The 17,105-nt window shown below is 44.5% G+C and carries 12 protein-coding genes and 1 pseudogene; all 13 read right to left on the reverse strand.

The window, feature by feature from the left end; all coding sequences use genetic code 11:
* Positions 1–185 precede the first annotated feature (185 nt).
* The gene (gene bgaA / locus PAN94_RS07425) at positions 186–7,007 is read right to left on the reverse strand and encodes an LPXTG-anchored adhesin/beta-galactosidase BgaA (RefSeq protein WP_285875323.1); all 6,822 of its coding nucleotides are present in this window, start codon (positions 7,005–7,007) and stop codon (positions 186–188) included.
* A gap of 250 nt (positions 7,008–7,257) precedes the next feature.
* A complete protein-coding gene (locus tag PAN94_RS07430) occupies positions 7,258–7,605 on the reverse strand; it encodes a class Ib ribonucleoside-diphosphate reductase assembly flavoprotein NrdI (protein WP_187422066.1) in 348 nt (115 codons plus the stop codon).
* Positions 7,606–7,614: 9 nt separating this feature from the next.
* Complete coding sequence (locus PAN94_RS07435; protein WP_353048982.1) at positions 7,615–7,962, reverse strand: hypothetical protein; 348 nt, start codon at positions 7,960–7,962, stop codon at positions 7,615–7,617.
* Positions 7,963–8,140: 178 nt separating this feature from the next.
* Positions 8,141–8,707 carry a TetR/AcrR family transcriptional regulator gene (locus PAN94_RS07440; protein ID WP_285875325.1) on the reverse strand — a complete coding sequence of 189 codons (567 nt, stop codon included), beginning with the start codon at positions 8,705–8,707 and terminating at the stop codon, positions 8,141–8,143.
* A 184-nt stretch (positions 8,708–8,891) separates the two neighbouring features.
* A complete protein-coding gene (locus PAN94_RS07445) occupies positions 8,892–9,293 on the reverse strand; it encodes a DUF3021 domain-containing protein (RefSeq protein ID WP_285875326.1) in 402 nt (133 codons plus the stop codon).
* Positions 9,294–9,303: 10 nt separating this feature from the next.
* Positions 9,304–9,759, reverse strand: a complete 456-nt coding sequence (locus tag PAN94_RS07450; protein WP_285875327.1) for a LytTR family DNA-binding domain-containing protein — start codon at positions 9,757–9,759, stop codon at positions 9,304–9,306.
* A 20-nt stretch (positions 9,760–9,779) separates the two neighbouring features.
* The gene (locus PAN94_RS07455) at positions 9,780–10,643 is read right to left on the reverse strand and encodes an ABC transporter permease (protein WP_285875328.1); all 864 of its coding nucleotides are present in this window, start codon (positions 10,641–10,643) and stop codon (positions 9,780–9,782) included.
* A gap of 218 nt (positions 10,644–10,861) precedes the next feature.
* Positions 10,862–11,510 (reverse strand): annotated as a pseudogene (locus PAN94_RS07460) (ABC transporter ATP-binding protein); the annotation flags it as partial.
* A 150-nt stretch (positions 11,511–11,660) separates the two neighbouring features.
* Positions 11,661–13,661, reverse strand: coding sequence for an ABC transporter permease (locus PAN94_RS07465; protein ID WP_285875331.1), 2,001 nt, complete (start codon positions 13,659–13,661; stop codon positions 11,661–11,663).
* The gene (locus PAN94_RS07470; protein ID WP_005592422.1) at positions 13,642–14,421 is read right to left on the reverse strand and encodes an ABC transporter ATP-binding protein; all 780 of its coding nucleotides are present in this window, start codon (positions 14,419–14,421) and stop codon (positions 13,642–13,644) included. The genes PAN94_RS07465 and PAN94_RS07470 overlap by 20 nt, the downstream gene beginning before the upstream one ends.
* A gap of 83 nt (positions 14,422–14,504) precedes the next feature.
* Positions 14,505–15,263, reverse strand: a complete 759-nt coding sequence (locus PAN94_RS07475; RefSeq protein WP_285875332.1) for a TraX family protein — start codon at positions 15,261–15,263, stop codon at positions 14,505–14,507.
* Between the two features lie 111 nt (positions 15,264–15,374).
* Positions 15,375–16,355 carry a sensor histidine kinase gene (locus PAN94_RS07480; protein WP_285875333.1) on the reverse strand — a complete coding sequence of 327 codons (981 nt, stop codon included), beginning with the start codon at positions 16,353–16,355 and terminating at the stop codon, positions 15,375–15,377.
* Positions 16,339–17,025 carry a response regulator transcription factor gene (locus PAN94_RS07485; protein ID WP_285875334.1) on the reverse strand — a complete coding sequence of 229 codons (687 nt, stop codon included), beginning with the start codon at positions 17,023–17,025 and terminating at the stop codon, positions 16,339–16,341. Before PAN94_RS07485 ends, PAN94_RS07480 begins: the two co-directional genes overlap by 17 nt.
* Positions 17,026–17,105 lie beyond the last annotated feature (80 nt).

Raw genomic sequence — 17,105 nt, forward strand, 5'->3', positions numbered from 1 at the left:
TCGAATAACCTTTCATTTTGGTGTTTAAACTTACATTTTTGTCATCTTAAATAGAAAATTTGACGATTGATAGTTCAGTTGCTCTATTTTCTACAATTCCCTAGAAAAACAGCAAAAAAGACCAAGGCATCTACCTTGGTCTTTCATGCGACAGCTTTAGTTGTCAAGATTAATCTTCTAGAGACTTAATCTTCTTTTTTCTTTAGTTTTGCTACAAGACTAGCTACTAAGCCTAACAGTCCCATTCCTGCCAGCGCTGCTAGCTGTGCAGAACGGTTTCCTGTGTTTGGCAAACGATCACTGTCTGTTTGACTTGCTTTTCTAGCTTCCGATTTTGTTTCTTCAGTCTTTTGTTTTGCTTCTTCAGCCTTTGGTTCTTCTTCGGATTTTTCCGATGCTTGAGCAGGTCTTTCTGCAGCTGACTGAGTCGGACTTTGACCTTTCTCAACTTCTACAATCCGAGTTTCGCCCTTACCAGTCTCTTCTGATTTTTGAGGAGTCACATGATGATGTTCAGGTGATTTCTGTGGAGTCTCTTCCTTCGTTCCGACGAGTACGATTCTATCTGTCGGAGCTTGGAGAACTTCTCGTAGCTTCTCTTCTCGCTTACCATCTGGATAAACTTCTGTGAGAACTCGTTCCTGACCATTTTGGCCTTCTTGAACTACACGACTTTCTCCTAGTTTGAGCGTCGGATCCTCTTTTTCAACTGTTTGGAAGTTGAGCTCTTGTTCGAGGACTTCTAGACTTGGAAGCTCCTCTTGGACAGCGGCTGCAGTTTTCCCAGTCACTGGTTTTTCCTTGGTCAATTGGATGCGGTATTCCTTAACCTGCTTACCATTTTCTGAAACAAGGCGCACCAAGACTGGCAAATAATCATCTCCACTATCCACAACCGTTGAAGCTACTTGGTCGCTTTCTGCTACTGTGATCTTCGGACGTTGACCGATATAAGTCACTTGGTAATTCTGACGCTCATGAGAGAAGTCTGGCAGTTCTTTTCCATCTACCAAAATCTTAGAATTTGTACTTTCCTTAGCCAATTCGCTTGGTGCCAAGAAGGTCATCTCCGTCAGAGCAACTCCATTCTTGTTATCTTTTCTTTCCATTCGCCATCTCATTGCTTTCGACTTGACAGCCTTAAAGCTTGCTGTAAGTTCAGTACCTGCCTGGATTTCTTGGTTGATGTTATATGGAACAACTTCCCAGTTGTCAGGGTTGTTAAACGGATGATTTGGCTCGTAGGCTTGATAGTTTGAGTAATAGACAGGAGCATCAAAATCCGGTCCCACATAGCGCTCTAAAACAAGTTTAGATGGTGCGTCTGTTCCGCTATCGGCAAAGAAGCGCAGTTTGGCTTGAACGACCGTCCGCTTGACAATCTTGCCTTGGTTCTTGAAGATGACACCTGCTGAAACTTCTGGATTCGCTGACGGAGTAGCAGACCAGTTGGTCCAACGACGACTGTCATCATGATCCCCATCATTGACATAGTCCACACGGTCATGAGAACCTGGGTCAATATCATTGGTTGCTGAAGCAAAGGCTTGATTACCATTTTCATCATAATATGGATTGTCTGACACAGACGCGCCCTGCTTGTCGGTCACTCGGACAGAGAGCTCGACAGGTAGTCCACTACCTAGCAGGCGACCTCGAACAGTAAATTCACCAGCTTTTGCCAGATTTTCAGCTGGAACTAGCTCCCACTCAACAGTCAGGTCTTTGACTTCATAGTCTGATTTACCAGTGAAGTAAACAGGAACTTTGTTTGGCAAGTCTAGACTTTGACCTAGGTGAAGCAAGCGAGACTGTTTCACCGCTGCTACTGGCCTACGAGCCAGCAAGTCTTTATCATTTGTAAAGTGGAGACGGTATTCTCCAAGGATATCCCCATTTTCAGCCTTCACGACAACACGGACAGGATCTCCCTCATGGGCACTTGGCACGACTGTTGCCAGACCATTATTGCTGACACTAGCAGTTACTGCTGGTACTTTTCCGTCATTAGCTGGGAGATAATAGTCAGTCAAGCTTGGGTTAAAGTTTGGCAAGTCTTGACCAGCCACTTGGATGCGGGTTTCCGCCTCTTTCGCTGCAGCCACTTGTTTCGAGAAGATTTGGACTTCTGTGATAGAGGTTCCCCACTTGTCATCCGCTCTTACCATACGAATCCGAAGGGCATAAGTATCGACTTTATCAAAGTTGAAGTGATTCATTTCCCCAGCTTTGAGTTGATCTGGAGCTTTGAGGTTGGTCACCGGTTTCCAGTTGGCAGCATCGTTGAAGACATGCTCCTCACTTTCGACAAAGCTAGGATTTTTAGGCGCGGTCGGCACGGCCTTGCCAGCATAATACTCGATCACGTAGGATTTCGGAGCCCCAACGCCGTGATCTTCGTGGAAGGCTACGTTCAGATTGTCTACTGCCCGCTTAGTCATAATACCAGAATCTCCAAAGAGAACGCCAACTGAAGCCTCATCTTGACGGTTCCAGTTTGTCCAACGATTGGCTGGTTGGTCATTGTAAGAAATCACCTTATCATTAACATAAGATACTGGGTCACTTGGATTAGAGTCCGAAGCAAAGGCCAGCGGCAATTCTGAACCTGTCCATTGGTCCGAAATATTGGCTCCATTTTCGGTCTTATCAGAGACACGGACATAGAGTTTGGTTGGCAACTGAGTGCCTTCTACCTGACCAGTGACCGTGAAGACGCCTTCTTTTTGATATTGACTTGGCGAAATAGCGTCCCAAGCAACTTTTGCTGAAGAAACTTGCCCATTTGAATGGTAAGTCCGGACACTCTCTGGCAGGTGTGGTGCTTCCGCAAGTGGGGTTGTCACGCTGACTTCCTCTACTGCGACAATGCCTTCCACAGACACCTTAGCACGCGCTTCCTGCTCAATACCTTCAACTTTTCCGACCACTTCAAAAGTGTGGTAGCGATTAAGTTTTTCTTTTTCGACAGCCTGCCAAGTAACCTTATGAACTTTAGGGAAACCTTTGTCGTACTCAACCGTCACGGTTGTTGGCAGTTTTGGTTCTTGATGCAAGTCTGTTACCACATGAACTGGGCGGACTGCTTGAACCACTTTTTTCTCCGTATTGGCTTGAATCGCTAGTTCCACTTGCCCTTCAGCACCATCATACTCTGCTTTCAAAGTCACATTTCCTGGCTTGTGCAGTTCTAAAGTTCCTTTACGAACGGCAACTTCTCCTTCACCTTTCGTAGAGAAGGCCACCTTATCTGCCTGCAAAATTGCCTGAGTGCCATCTTGATAGTGAGCCAAAACAGTTAATTGGGCAGTCTGGTCTTCTTTGAGACCGTCAGCTTGCTCAACTTGGAGACTCAAATGGTCAATTTTAGGAGCTTCTTCTAAGAATTGCACTGCATAAGTTTGCAGGGCCCCACCATCTTTTGGCTGGACATAAATATTTGCGCGCATACCGTTTGAAGCACTAGCTTGAACCACTGTCACATCCGCATTTTCAGATGTAGCTGCCACTGAAGGGAGTTGCGCTCCATAGGCAAGGCTTTGATAATGGACTGGTTTTTGACTAGTCAGGTCCGATACTGCCTCACCACCCACAGTCACTAGTGGCGTCACAGGTCCAGCTGCTTGCCCTTCTTCAACGAGCAAGGTAGCAGAAATGGTATCGCCTGCTAGATGACCTGTCATTGGAATACGAGAACCTGCCACAGACAATTTAGCTTGATCTTCTGGCACGATTTCCCATCTATCTACATCATAATGTTCGACACTGCCGTCAGTTAGAGCAAGAGGGATCGACTTGTCTACACTGTTCAAGTCCGTTCCAGGAGCTACTCGTTTGATGACTGGCAATTCTCTTTCAACGGCTAAAACTTCCACACGTGCTTCTACTTGGCGACCGTCTGCATCTCCTTTAACGGTTACAATGCCTGAGTGGCTAACGTCTGCTTGTGACCAAGTTACAGGGCGTTCTGCACGACTACCGTCACTGTAAACAAAAGGAACTGTCGCTGGCAAGCTTGGAGCTTGTCCCAAAACTGTACGAACTTTTGGCACTTCTGTACCCAAAACAGTCTTTTCTTTCTGATCGTCTTTGCCAGTAAAGACCGTCACTTGGTCTGATTTTAATAAACCAGAATGGGCAGTCAGCGTGAATTTACCTGCTTGGTCTGTTGATTTGACAATGGCAACTCCTTTACCGTTAAAGGCTTTGCGGATCCAAGAACCGTCTGCTTGTTCCTTGTAACGTTCACGACTGGCTTGCTCACCATTGTCTACACCGACAAGCTGGCCTTGTCCATGCAACTTGAAGCGAACAAGGTTATTAGCAGTTGGCACGACATTGCCGTCACGATCGACGATTTCATAGTAGATATAGGTCAAGTCTTTTCCATCTGCTGCGATAGCATGTTCTTCCTTGACCAAGCGTACACCTGCTGGCTGACCTGCTGTGACAATCTTGTCGCGGGCAATTTCTTTACCTTGCTCGTCACGAGCTACAGCTTCCAAAGTTCCCGGCTGATAAGCCACTTTCCACTCAAGGTAGAGTTCTTGAGGATTAGCTCCCTCTTGATAGCTACGACCATCGCTGGTTTCTTTTTTATTAAATTTCTTAACTCCCAAAGATTGGTTGTTCAAGTACAATTCGACGCTAGCTGCATTGGAGTATGCACGGACTGGTATTTTATTTTCAGCATCTGCAACATTGTCTGCCAAGTCTTGATCTTCCCAGTTCCAGTGAGGAAGCAGGTGAACCATTGGTTTCTTCTTGGCTGAAACCCACTGACTTTGGTAAAGATAATAGTCGTTTTTCGGAATGCCCGCCGTGTCCACTATTCCGAAGTAAGAGCTCTTTACAGGAGTGCTGTTTTGGTTGTGCCAAGGAGTTGGTTCACCGATATAATCTGTTCCTGTCCAGATAAATTGTCCTGCATAGCCCGCATTGTCTCGGTCAAAAGTCCAAGAAGCGGTTGCCGTTTTACCCCAGCCAACACGGTCATTTCCATAGTCAGACTGCTCATAGTTGCGCCAATACTGATTGCTTCCAACCCATTCTTGCTCTGGATGGAAATAGCTGCCACGCGTACGAGTTGCCGAAGACGTTTCAGAACCATAAATCAACCAGTTTGGATGTTTGGCACGTAAGGCTTTATAATTATCTTCTGAGTAGTTAAAACCAACTGCATCCAGTTCATCTGCGATTTTCTCGTGGCTACCACTACCATCACCAAAGCGGAATTTATCAGCCCCCATCGTGACATAGCGGGTCTTATCAACTGACTTGATGACCTTGACTAAGCGTTTAACAGTCGCTAACGAATGAGCATCGCCGTTTGCTTCACCGATTTCATTTCCGATCGACCACATAACGATAGCAGGATTATTTTTACCTCTTTCAACCATGGTCCGCAGGTCATAGTCAGACCATTTTTCACCCTTTTTAGCTTCTGGGTGAGTTGCATCTTTTTCAAAGAAACGACCATAGTCATAAGGCTTCTTACCTCCATACCAAGTATCAAAAGCCTCTTCTTGGACCATCAAACCCAGCTCTGCCGCAATCTGCAAAGTCTGTTCGCTGGCAGGATTGTGGGTCGTACGAATGGAGTTGACACCCATTTCCTTCATTTGCTTGAGGCGACGGTACTCTGCCTTATAGTTTTCCTCTGCTCCTAGAGCCCCGTGGTCATGGTGCAAGGATACTCCGTGGAACTTGACCTTCTGGCCATTAAGAGAGAAGCCTTCGTTTGGAGTCCAGTTGTAATAACGATAGCCAAACAAGTCTTTCTTAGCATCGACTAGCTGACCATCACGATAGACCCGTGTTACCAGCTCATACAAGGCAGGCTTGTCATTAAATACAGTCCACAATTCCGGTTTTTCTACTTCTAAGCTTGCCTGAATGGCACGGCTTTCGTGGGCTTTTATCTTTTGACTAGCAGTGCGGATGAGGTCTGTGACTGCCTCACCACCACGTCTAACAATCTGATATTCTGCTGTGATTTCATGGTCTTTTTCGTCTGTGTTGACAATCTTACTCGTCACATGAGTTGCAACCTTACCGTCTTGTTGTTTCTCAAGTTCTGGCGTTAAGATAGTGGTACCATTTTTCTCAACATGAACCTTATCTGTCACTTGCAAACTCACATCACGGTAGATCCCGCTCCCTGAATACCAACGGCTGCTCGGTTGCTTGTTGACAACGTGCACAGCGATGACATTTTCCCGACCATCTTTGTGGAGGTATTTAGTGATATCGTATGAAAATTGGTTATAACCATTTGGATAATGCCCGACCAGCTGGCCATTGACAAAGACCTGCGAATCCATATAGACACCATCAAATGTCAGACGAACATTTTTATCAAGATCTTTTTCGTCTAATTTCAGAGGCTTACGATACCAAGCATCTCCACCATTGAGCTGGCCACCTTCATTCTGTGCAGGCGACTCATGGTCAAAATCAAAGTGGATACTCCAGTCATGAGGCAGATCTAATTTTTGCCACGATGTGACATCCGTCTCAGCTTGGACAGCTTCCTTAGCATTAGCATTTAATTTAAAGTGCCAATTCTGATTAAAATTCACTTTCCTATCTTCGATCATTTGGCTCACTTCTTCCTTGGTCGCAGATTTTATCTCAGGCTGAGCAGCTTTTTCTTGAGTAGCTTCTTGTGCATTCTCTTTTGCTCCATTTTGAGATACTGCTGAAATGTCCTCCGCCGCTTTAGCAAACTGAGGGCTCTCTTCTTTTTTCTCCTCCTGAGAATGCACAACAGGCTCAGCTGCCTGATGTGTCACTGCTTCAGCAGTCACTTCTTCCTCAACGGGCTTTTCCTCCGTGGGCTTTTCTGCAGCAACCAACGCAGTTGTCTCCTCGGCATAAACTGGACTTGCTCCCGCCACACTTGCTCCAAATAAGAGGAAGCAAGTTCCAATAACTATCGAGCAAACGCCAATAGAAAACTTCCTTATGCTATAAACTCTCTTTCGATTCCAATGATCCTTTTCCATAGGATCCTCCTTCTTTTCTTTAGTAACCGCTTCCATTTTTAAAAAGAAAGCGCTTTATTTTTATAATCGTTTCCCTCCTATTTTATAAAACAGGATCGTTTATCTCAATAAGCCAAGAACCTTTTTTATATTTTTGAGCGTTTTTCCTAAAATTAGGAGAAAAACAAACTTTATCGAACATTCCTACAAAAAAGATGAGTGATTATCACCCATCCTTTTCCTATAGATTTATCATATAAATCATCCACTCTTAGAATTTAGCCAGGTATTCCTGCACAAGTTTGATGTCCTCTTCCTTGCCACCTCGGTCAATATCGCAGATATGCGCCAGCCCGTATTTTTCGATAATCAAAGCTGTAGCCCCGCAGAAGGTCCGTCCATGCTTCACCGAATCTCCATTATTGACAAAACCCTTAATCAAGCTTGAATGTTTCTTAATAAAGCGCTTAGTGGACCAGGGAATTTTCCCAGCACCTGCGTTTCGCGTAATGAGAATGCAAGGCTCTTCCAACTTTTCCTTGATGCTTTGTGTTGGATAGCCCAGCGATTCTGCAAATTGCTTCCCAACACCCGTTACTGAATCATAAACTATAATCATTTTTTCCTCCTACTTTCTCAACAAAAGCACTGCCAGAAAAGCAGCAAAGCCTACAACCACTACATCCGATATCAGTTGTAAGAGAATTACCAAATCAGGCATACTGTGAATATAGAGCAAGATACTGATCGCCGTCAAGGCCAAGACCACCAGCTTGACAGCTACCGCTACGCCCGGCACTACAAGCAATCCAGCCAAGATACAAAGGAGACCACCAATCAGAAATGACTGAAAGCCTAAGCTTAGGCCAAAGCCAAATTCCACCCCACCATAACCAAGAGTCAAAAGACCAATCACAACTAGGCAAAGCCCCAAAATAGTCCTTCCACTCAATAGATTTCCATCTTGTTTCATCATCATTTTCCTCACTTCCCTATTTGAATGAATATTCTTAAAGGTTCATTCACATCTTCTCAAAAAAATATTTTCCTCTAATTTGCTTTCTCCATCGCTCTATATCACACAAATCCACCTCCTTAACTGAATGAATTTTAATATATATTCATTCACATTATCTTCTAAGAAAAGGAATTTCTTATTTAGAAAAAACTCCCTTTAAAAAATATTTCACCAAGGTCTCGATACTCTCAAAATAACCTGGAAAATCCTGCTCTGTCACATGCATGTCAATGTAGTAGATCAAATCGTAAACCTTCATGATTTGGGCGACTTCCTCCTGTGAAAAGCCCTTCTCCTGCAAGCGCTGGCTGAAAGTCCGAATCAAAAACTGATGAAAGGCATTGGCCGCGCGACCATCATCCTGATTATAGTAGTCGTGCAAGATCTGAGAAATCCCCGGCTTGCTCCACTCAGCCAAAATTTTGTTAGGTGAAATCAATTCAAAAGTGACTGCAAAAAGCTGTTCTACGACTGCCTCTGGCTCACCCTGCCAATCCACGCGCTGCATGGTTTCCTCACGTATGCGGTTATTCTCCGCTACATAGACCTCTAAAAAAATAGCTTCCTTGGATTCATAATACTTATAAAAGGAGCCAACAGCCATACCAGCACGCTTGGTAATATCTGAAATATTCGTCTTTTTATAACCCTTCTCAGCAAACACCTGCCTAGCCTCAGCCAATAATTTAGCCTTTTTGTCCATGACCTTCTCCTTTTGTGAATGAATTAAATTTTCTATTCATTCAAATTATAACACTTTAAAAATCTTTGTCAAGAAAAGCGGAAATCGTACTTTAAAAGGAAGACGGCAGTTTGAGATAATAGCTCCTTTGTTAAATAAAAAAACAAACAAGTTTTCGATAAAACTTGCTTGCATCTTGGATACATTAGTGTTTTCTACGATTTTTCAAGGCCTCGTTGATTTTCTTGGTTTTAATCATAGAATCAATAGTGACAAGAAACCAAACCAAGAGGTAGATCAAAATAAAACTTAGCCAGAAGGGCCAGCCGAAAAGCATATTACCCCAGCCATTGCAGATCACAGCTAGACAAACGATGGTCGCTGTCACTACAAAGTGGCAGAAAAGTAGGAAAGGAAATGGAAAGCGATCTGTCGCATCAAAGATATAGCTTGCTACTCCGATTAAGGCGCTGACAAGGAGGACACTGAGAATAGAGCTAGAAGTCAACGAAAATGTTTTTCCTGAGAACAGGCCTACCAGCAGAAAGACCAAGCTACCTGTTCTCAGACCATCCTGCATACCGATCAGAATTTTTTTAAAGGTCATGATTTTCCTCCTAAATTCCCAAATAGTCCATAAGCAGCTTGACGTAGCGACGACTGACATCGGTTTTGAGCTGATTGGTCAGCTTAGCAGTCATATTGCCCGAAAAGCTATCCGACAAGGATTCCAGATGATCGATGTTAATGACTGCATGCCGAGATACCTGGATAAAATTGCGACTATTGAGACGATTTTGAAAACGAGTCAGCGTTTCTGTCGTTGTATAAACGCCCTCGGTACTGTAAATCATCAGGGTTGTCTGATTAATATCGGCCAGGATAATGTCCTCCGTCTTGAGCATGACCAGCTTATCATCCGACTTAATAGGCAGGACACCACTTGGACCAGCCTTATAGCGTTCCAGATAGTCTAGGACGGTCTTGGCCTCGCCAGCCAACTGATCCGCTTTCACGACGACCAGCGGGTCTTGGGAGGAAATCTGAGCATCTTCTTCAAATCTTGTCTGCAAACCTAGGCCTCCTACTTTCTTTACTTGAAGCTCATCCGTCGATTCAGCAGCCAATTTTGACCTAGCCAGAACAGGGCTGCTACCGTGAGCACTACTCCAACTATATAGTATGTTTCTTGGCTTGTCAAGAGCTGTTGCCATTCGATACGGATACCTAGGAGCTTCTCAAAGTCTTGCTGGAGCTGACCCTGACCAGCAAAAACTTCTGTCAGAGAATCCTTCATCAGGACTTGTCTGAAAAGGGAAGCCATGTAGGTTGAGGGAGTCAGTTTCATGAGATTTTGGGCGAGGCTAGGCAGAGTCCCGATCGGAATATAGGTTCCCACTAGAAAACCAGAAGCCGCACCAATGACCGTTGCGTATTGCCCCAAGGAATTCACCGATTTGAAACAAGGAACAACTAGCGCATTGAGGAGACTTGCCAGCAAGCTATTGAGCATCATGAGGCCAACCAGCTGGGGAAGAAGCTTCCAGTCAAAGGAAATCTTGTCTGCTAGAATAAAGTAGGTCAGCATGACAGCAAACATGAAGACTTGCATGACAAAACCAATCACAAGGGCACTGATTAAGTAGCTAAACCTCAAGCCCCATTGCCCCAAATCTGTGATAAAGAGGTCAGCGGTCACCTTTCTTTCTCGATCTTCAGTTTGTTGTGAAAAAGCTGATAGGGTGGTTGTCAAGGCAGTAACAGCCAGTGTTCCGCTAATCAACCAAAAGTCAAGCAGCTCCGTCGCATGACTACTGTCTGACCAAGAGCCTTTCATGTTGTTCTTTAGGAAAACCAGATATAAAACAAAGGGAATAATGACTCCAAAGAGAGAGAGAATCACCCCACTATGATTGCGAAAATAAAGTAAAAAATTTCGTTTGATCAACATTAACATTTAACGTACCTCTCTTCCTGTCAGAGCCATAAAGGCATCATCCATCGTTCCTGGTTGAAATTCAAATTGTTCAATATAGGAGCCAAGCTGGCTCAGCAACGTCAGCGCTTCTTGGGTCGCCTCTGGATAAAAGAAAAACTCATTTTCCTTGGCTTGCTCCCATTCGCAGCTAGTCGGCAAAGCAACCTTCAAGCCCTCTGAATCTTGGGTTAAAATCCGCAAAACATTGCGGGCATAGCGCTCCTTGATCTGGTCGGCAGAGCCTTGCGCAATGACTTGACCATGATCTACGATGTAAATCTTATCTGCGTCGTCAGCTTCATTTAGATAGTGGGTAGTCAAAACTACGGTCATCTTTTCCTTCTGCTGCAAGTCTTTGAGCAGCTTCCAAATGCTTTCTCTAGTCTGAATATCCAAGCCCGTCGTTGGCTCATCCAGAAAAAGCAAGTCGGGGCTATTGAGTAGAGCACGCGCAATATCTACCCGTCGCTTTTGTCCGCCAGAAAGTGTCCCATAGCGTTGTTTGGCAAAGCTAGTCAGCCCCAGTTGCTCAATCAACTGTTCAATTTTCCTAGCTTCCACCTGCTTGTACTGTTTAGCACGGATTTGCAGATTTTCTATTACCGTCAAATTGGCATCTAGCACACTATTTTGAAAGACCACACCCAGCTTGGTTTGTTCTGCATAAATGATTTGTCCTGATGTTGGCTGCAAAAGTCCAATCAACATCTGAATGGTTGTCGACTTGCCCGCTCCATTAGGACCCAGAATTGCTGTGAAACTGCCTGACTCAATTTCTAAATTCAGGCCATTTACTGCTACCTTGTCTCCATAAACTTTGGTCAGATTTTTTACTTGGACTAACATGATCTTTTCTCCTGCCTTAACTTCTGAGACTATGATAGCAAGTCTTTTTTGAAAAATCTCGGCTTTTTGCACAAGCGGTAAAATGAGGGAGATGAGTGGTAATATTCCAGACACCAAAAAATCCCCGACCTCTAGGTCAGGGATTTGCCCTTATCTGGCAACAATCTTGTGATAACTGCGGGAAGTTAGTAAGAATACTAAAATATAGGTCAGGAGGAAGACGCCGCAAGTCGCAAGTGTTGTCTGGATTAAGAGAGGAAGATTGGTCACACCCAATAGAGCAACTATCAAGCGCAGCATATGAAAGACTGCTGCTATATGTAGAAAAGCAAAGATGAGAGGTAGGAAGAAGACAGTCAAGATTTGCTTGCGAATGGTACTTCTAGTCTGCTTTTCATCTAAACCAACCTTTTGTAAGATGATAAAGCCATCACGATCTTCATAGCCTTCAGAGATTTGCTTGTAGTAAATTACGAGAACAGCTCCTAGAAGGAAGATAACGGAGAGGAAGACTCCGATGAAGAGCAAGGTTCCGGTAAGTTCCTGATAGCTCTTCTCTGCGCTATGACGGTCACTAGCCATTGCGTAGCTGCCATCTTGGGCCTGTTCCTGATCCAAAGTGTCCCTCAGTCCCAGCTGGACTTGCTCGACAAATTTCTTACTGCCCTTAGTCTCTGAAGCAACTCCAATGTAGTAATAGTGTGCAACATTTAGCCCTACTTCTTTACTATCATTGACCACCATATAGAGGCCCTGTTCCATGGCCACGTCGTTTGGATTAGGGATTTCCCCATGCGTGAAATTCGACGGTAAAAGCTGCTTAATCTTCCAGTCCTTGCCATTCACTCGGAGAGGCTTATCCTTATTTAAGGAAACATTTTTTCCATAGACAAGAGTTTCATCATCTGCCAAGTCTATCTTTTTCCCTGTCATTTTTTCATAATCCTGGCGATTGATAACTGTAATCGTGCCAGCAGACTTGGTCAAGATACTTGGATCCGAATCCAGCTCGCTTTGCATTGGAACCGTCACATCATTACCAGCCAGTTTCATGATGAAGGCTGATTGATAGAGATAGGTAGTATAGCTTGGCTTCTTCAGGCCTGTGTCCTGAGCGACTTGCTGAACCTTGTCCAACATAGCCTCCTTCTGCTCGGTCGATTTCGGCAAGACGACGCTGACATTGTAATCCTTTGGATGCAAGGTAGTAATATAATCTTGACCCCCAACATAGATATTGATTGTACCAACCAGAGTCACTAAGAGCATGGTAGATAGAATGGAGATAGTTGCCAATCCTGCTGCATTTTTACGCATCCGCGAGATGAGATTGGAAACAGAAATGAAATTCTGCGTTTTGTAGTAGTAGCCTTTGCGCTTTTTGAGAAATTGCAATAGCGTAATCGAACCGGCATTAAAAAGCAGATAGGTCGCTAGGATAACCATGATCACAGCTATAAAGAAATTGCCGATAGCAGCGACAGGTTTGGTAACGGTCAAAGCCATGTAATAAGCCACACCCATGAGCAAAAGCCCCAGCAAGGTTTGCACCCAAAGGAAGCGTCCCTTCTTCTCGCCTGCTTTCTTTTCTTTCATTAGGTTAAGAGAGCTATAGCGTAAAAGGCGAGTCGAGTTGAGCAATAAAATCACCGCAAAAGCGACACCTAGACTGACTAGGGTCACCCAGACGTTCTGCCACTGGAAAGTCGAAGCAAGAACTGCTGGCATTCCCATCAATTTCAAAAGGACTGCGTAAAGCATCTTGTCCAAAGCTAGACCAGACAAGACTCCCAGACCGACCGTGCCCAGATAAAAGACACAGAGCTCAAAGAAGGTCATAAGTAGCAAGTGACGCTTCTCCATCCCTAGCACACTATAAACACCGAGCTCCCGTGAACGGTTCTTCATGACAAAGCTATTGGCATAGGTGATAAGGATGAGCACTGCAATCTGAATGACTTGGATACCAAACTGCAAGGTCATGCGAGCTGCTGTACCACCATAAGAGGTCTCCATATTTGGACTGTGAGCCAGTGAGACAAAACTATACAAAATCGCTGTTGCCAGTACCGTTGCCAAGGCAAATGGATAATACAAACTGCGATTTTTGATCAGATTTGATAAAGCCAGTTTACTCGTTAGTTTGAACATAGTTGCCCACCTCACTTGCCATAACTGTCAGCGTATCGGAAATCTCTTGGAACATCTGCCGCTCGGTCTTGTTGCCGCGGAAGATTTGGTTGTAAAGAATCCCGTCCTTGATAAAGAGCACCCGCTTGGCCCGACTAGCCGCCGAAGTCGAGTGGGTTACCATGAGAATGGTTTGGCCGCGGTCGTTGATATCATCAAAGACATCCAACAAGGCTGCTGAAGACTTGGAATCCAAGGCTCCCGTCGGCTCATCTGCCAGCAAAATCTCAGGCTCAGTGATAATGGCCCGAGCTACTGCTACCCGCTGCTTCTGGCCACCGGAAATCTCATAAGGAAACTTCTCTTGAAGTTTGTTAATTCCCAGTTCATTGCAGGTTGTAACCAGCTTTTGCATCATCTCGGTAATAGGACGACGAGAAAGGACCAGAGGTAGGAGGATATTATCCTTGACCGACAGGGTATCCAGCAGGTTGAAGTCCTGAAAGACAAAGCCTAATTTTTCTCGGCGGAAGCTGGAAGCCTGACTGTTTTTGATTGTTGCTGTGTCAGTTCCGTTGAGAAAGACGCGGCCCTCAGTCGGCTTGTCCAGCATGGCTAGAATGTTGAGCAGGGTGGATTTCCCAGAGCCTGACTCACCCATGATGGCGACATATTCGCCTTTTTCTACCGTAAAGTGAATGTCTTTTAACGCCTCTACTTGGCTACCCTGAAAGCGAGTCTTATAAATCTTTTTCACGTGTTGTACATCTAATAAGGTCATCATGATCTCCTTTTCTATAATTCCATTTTAATACAGAAACAGCTTTATTTCCATATTTTACTAATTTTTAAATGCCAATATTTTTATCTCTGCACTAGATATGCAATCAGTGCGATGATCCAGAGATGGGCTGGGTAAAAGATATAGAAGAAATACTTGCCCCACTTGCCATTATAGCCTCGCTCGCCATTGTAGAGATGGAGGAAGGGCAAGACGGTAATAAAGGCCCAGTCTGAATTGTAGAGCATCATCGAAATGGTGGCTCCCATGGTTGGGTAGATTTCAATGCTCAGACAGAAGAGCAGAAAAGCCAAGACCATGTAAGAAAAAGTTCTGAGAGCAGGCTGATTGCGGAAGATATAGCTAATCAGCATCAAAGGAATAATGGTCATGCCGCCTTCTGTCAAAAAAACTCCTGCCAAACCAATTAAGACTGCCGCTCCAATCCGCAAATAGCGCTTCTCATCCATAATCTCTTCACCATTTTTGGAAAAACCAAATACAAGATTAAGCACCAGAACGCCACAGGCTAAGCTGAGAAAGATATTATTCTCAAGATGAATTCCCTTACTATGAAAGAGCATGGTCAAGATGCTATTGCCCAGCTGCATGATAGCCGCCCAGATAAACAAGCGTGCATTGTAGGCCAAGCGGTTGCGCGTATGCAGAAAGCCTTCTACTGCGCCAAAAGCAAACCAAGCAGCTACACAGCGAGTCAGCAGGTGAAAAATCCCGTCCCAGCCTGTCGGCAAAAGCCCTGGAATCTTACCAATATGATCAAAAACCATTAAAAAGGCCATGAAAAGCTTGAGTTGGAAAGCATTTAATCCTCTTGTTTTCATTTCATATCTCCTTGTCTTCTTTATACATCTATCTTACAAAAAAAGAAAGGCCAGTACCATAACCTAACCTTTCAATTTCACTGGCCAACCTTACAAATTTGTAAGAATGCCTTATTCAAATATCATCTTCTTCTCTGAAAAACTAATCATGACAGTTGTTCCCTGTCCAACTTGAGAAGCGATGCTAATCTGATGCCCCAGCTCATCTGCAATTTTCTTGGACAGATAAAGTCCCAAGCCAGACGATTGCTGGGTCAAACGGCCATTATAGCCCGAAAAACCTCGCTCGAAAACCCGCAGCAAATCCGCATCCTGAATACCCAGACCGCTGTCCTTGATATAAAGCGTATCCTCCTGAAAATAAATCTCAATCCCGCCCTGACTGGTATATTTCAGACTATTTGACAGCACTTGCTCCAAAATAACGACGAACCACTTTCTGTCTGTGATGATGGTTCGGTCCAGATCATGCAGATTGAGGCTCAAGCCCTTTTGGATAAAGAAAATCGCATACTTCTTGACAATCTCCTTGACCAAGTCTTCAACATTTTCCTTTTTCAAGACCAAATCCTCGTGGAAACTCTCCAAGCGAAGATACTGCAAGACGATATTGACATAGGACTCAATCTTAAAGAGCTCTTGCTCCAGCTGGTTCTTGACCTTCTTGTCCTCAATCTCTCCGACCAGCAATGAACTAGCCGCAATAGGCGTCTTGATCTGATGAGCCCAGAGCGTATAGTAGTCCATCAGGTCATTTAACTTCTCCCTCTCCTCAATCGCACGGTTCTTCTTGTCCATTTCCAAAAGAGCCAGTTTCTCAAAAAGGAGAACCTCTAAGGCTGTCTGAGGCCGACCTGACGCATAAAAGAGCTGGTTGAGGTATTCCTTATAGGCACTAGCGAGATCCATTCCCAAGAAAAAGCTAGCAAGGAGAAAGGCTAAGAGCAGCTGATACTCTAGCAGACTGCGCCCATCTTCGAAAATAAAGGCAAACATCCCCATAATTGAAAATACAATCAGCAAGAGCAACAAGATGAAGCGACGGGAATACAGATGATGCTTCAAAAAGAAAAATTTATCCTGCATATCCATTGGTTAAACCGTACCCTATCCCTTTTTTCGTCTCAATGAAATGCTTCAGACCGTGCTCTTCCAGCTTCTTACGCAGACGGGCAACATTGACGGACAAGGTATTGTCATCGATAAAGAAATCACTGTTCCAGAGCTCCTTCATCAAGTCATCACGCGCCACGATGCTGCCAGAATGCTCAAAGAGCACCCGCAAAATCTGAAATTCATTCTTGGTCAGCGTCACAAGCTCGCCCTCATAGACCAAATCCATGGATTTAAGATTTAAAATAACGCCCTGATATTCCAAAAGGCTTTGATCCGTCCCAAACTCGTACGAACGCCGCAGCAGGCCTTGAACCTTGGCCAAAAAGACATTATTATCAAAGGGCTTGGTCACATAGTCATCTGCGCCCATATTAATGGCCATGACGATATCCATGGACTGGTCGCGCGAAGACAGAAACATAATCGGTACCGTCGAAATTTTCCGAATTTCTTGGCACCAATGGTAGCCGTTAAATAGGGGCAGGCCAATATCCATCAGCACCAGCTGAGGCTCCTCCTTGACAAAGGTTGTCAAAACCTGCATGAAATCCTCAATCGCCACAACCTGATAGCCCCATTGCTCCAGCATCTTTTTGATCATTTGACGGATAACCGCATCATCCTCGACCAGTAAAATCTTGTGCATTCCATTTCCTCACTCATTTTTCTTACTGCTATTATATCAAATTCTCCCTTAAATCACAGACACTTTTTTAGTCTGAAATT

This window comes from Streptococcus sp. SC1, assembly GCF_030272855.1.
In the GTDB taxonomy this organism is placed as follows: Bacteria; Bacillota; Bacilli; order Lactobacillales; family Streptococcaceae; genus Streptococcus.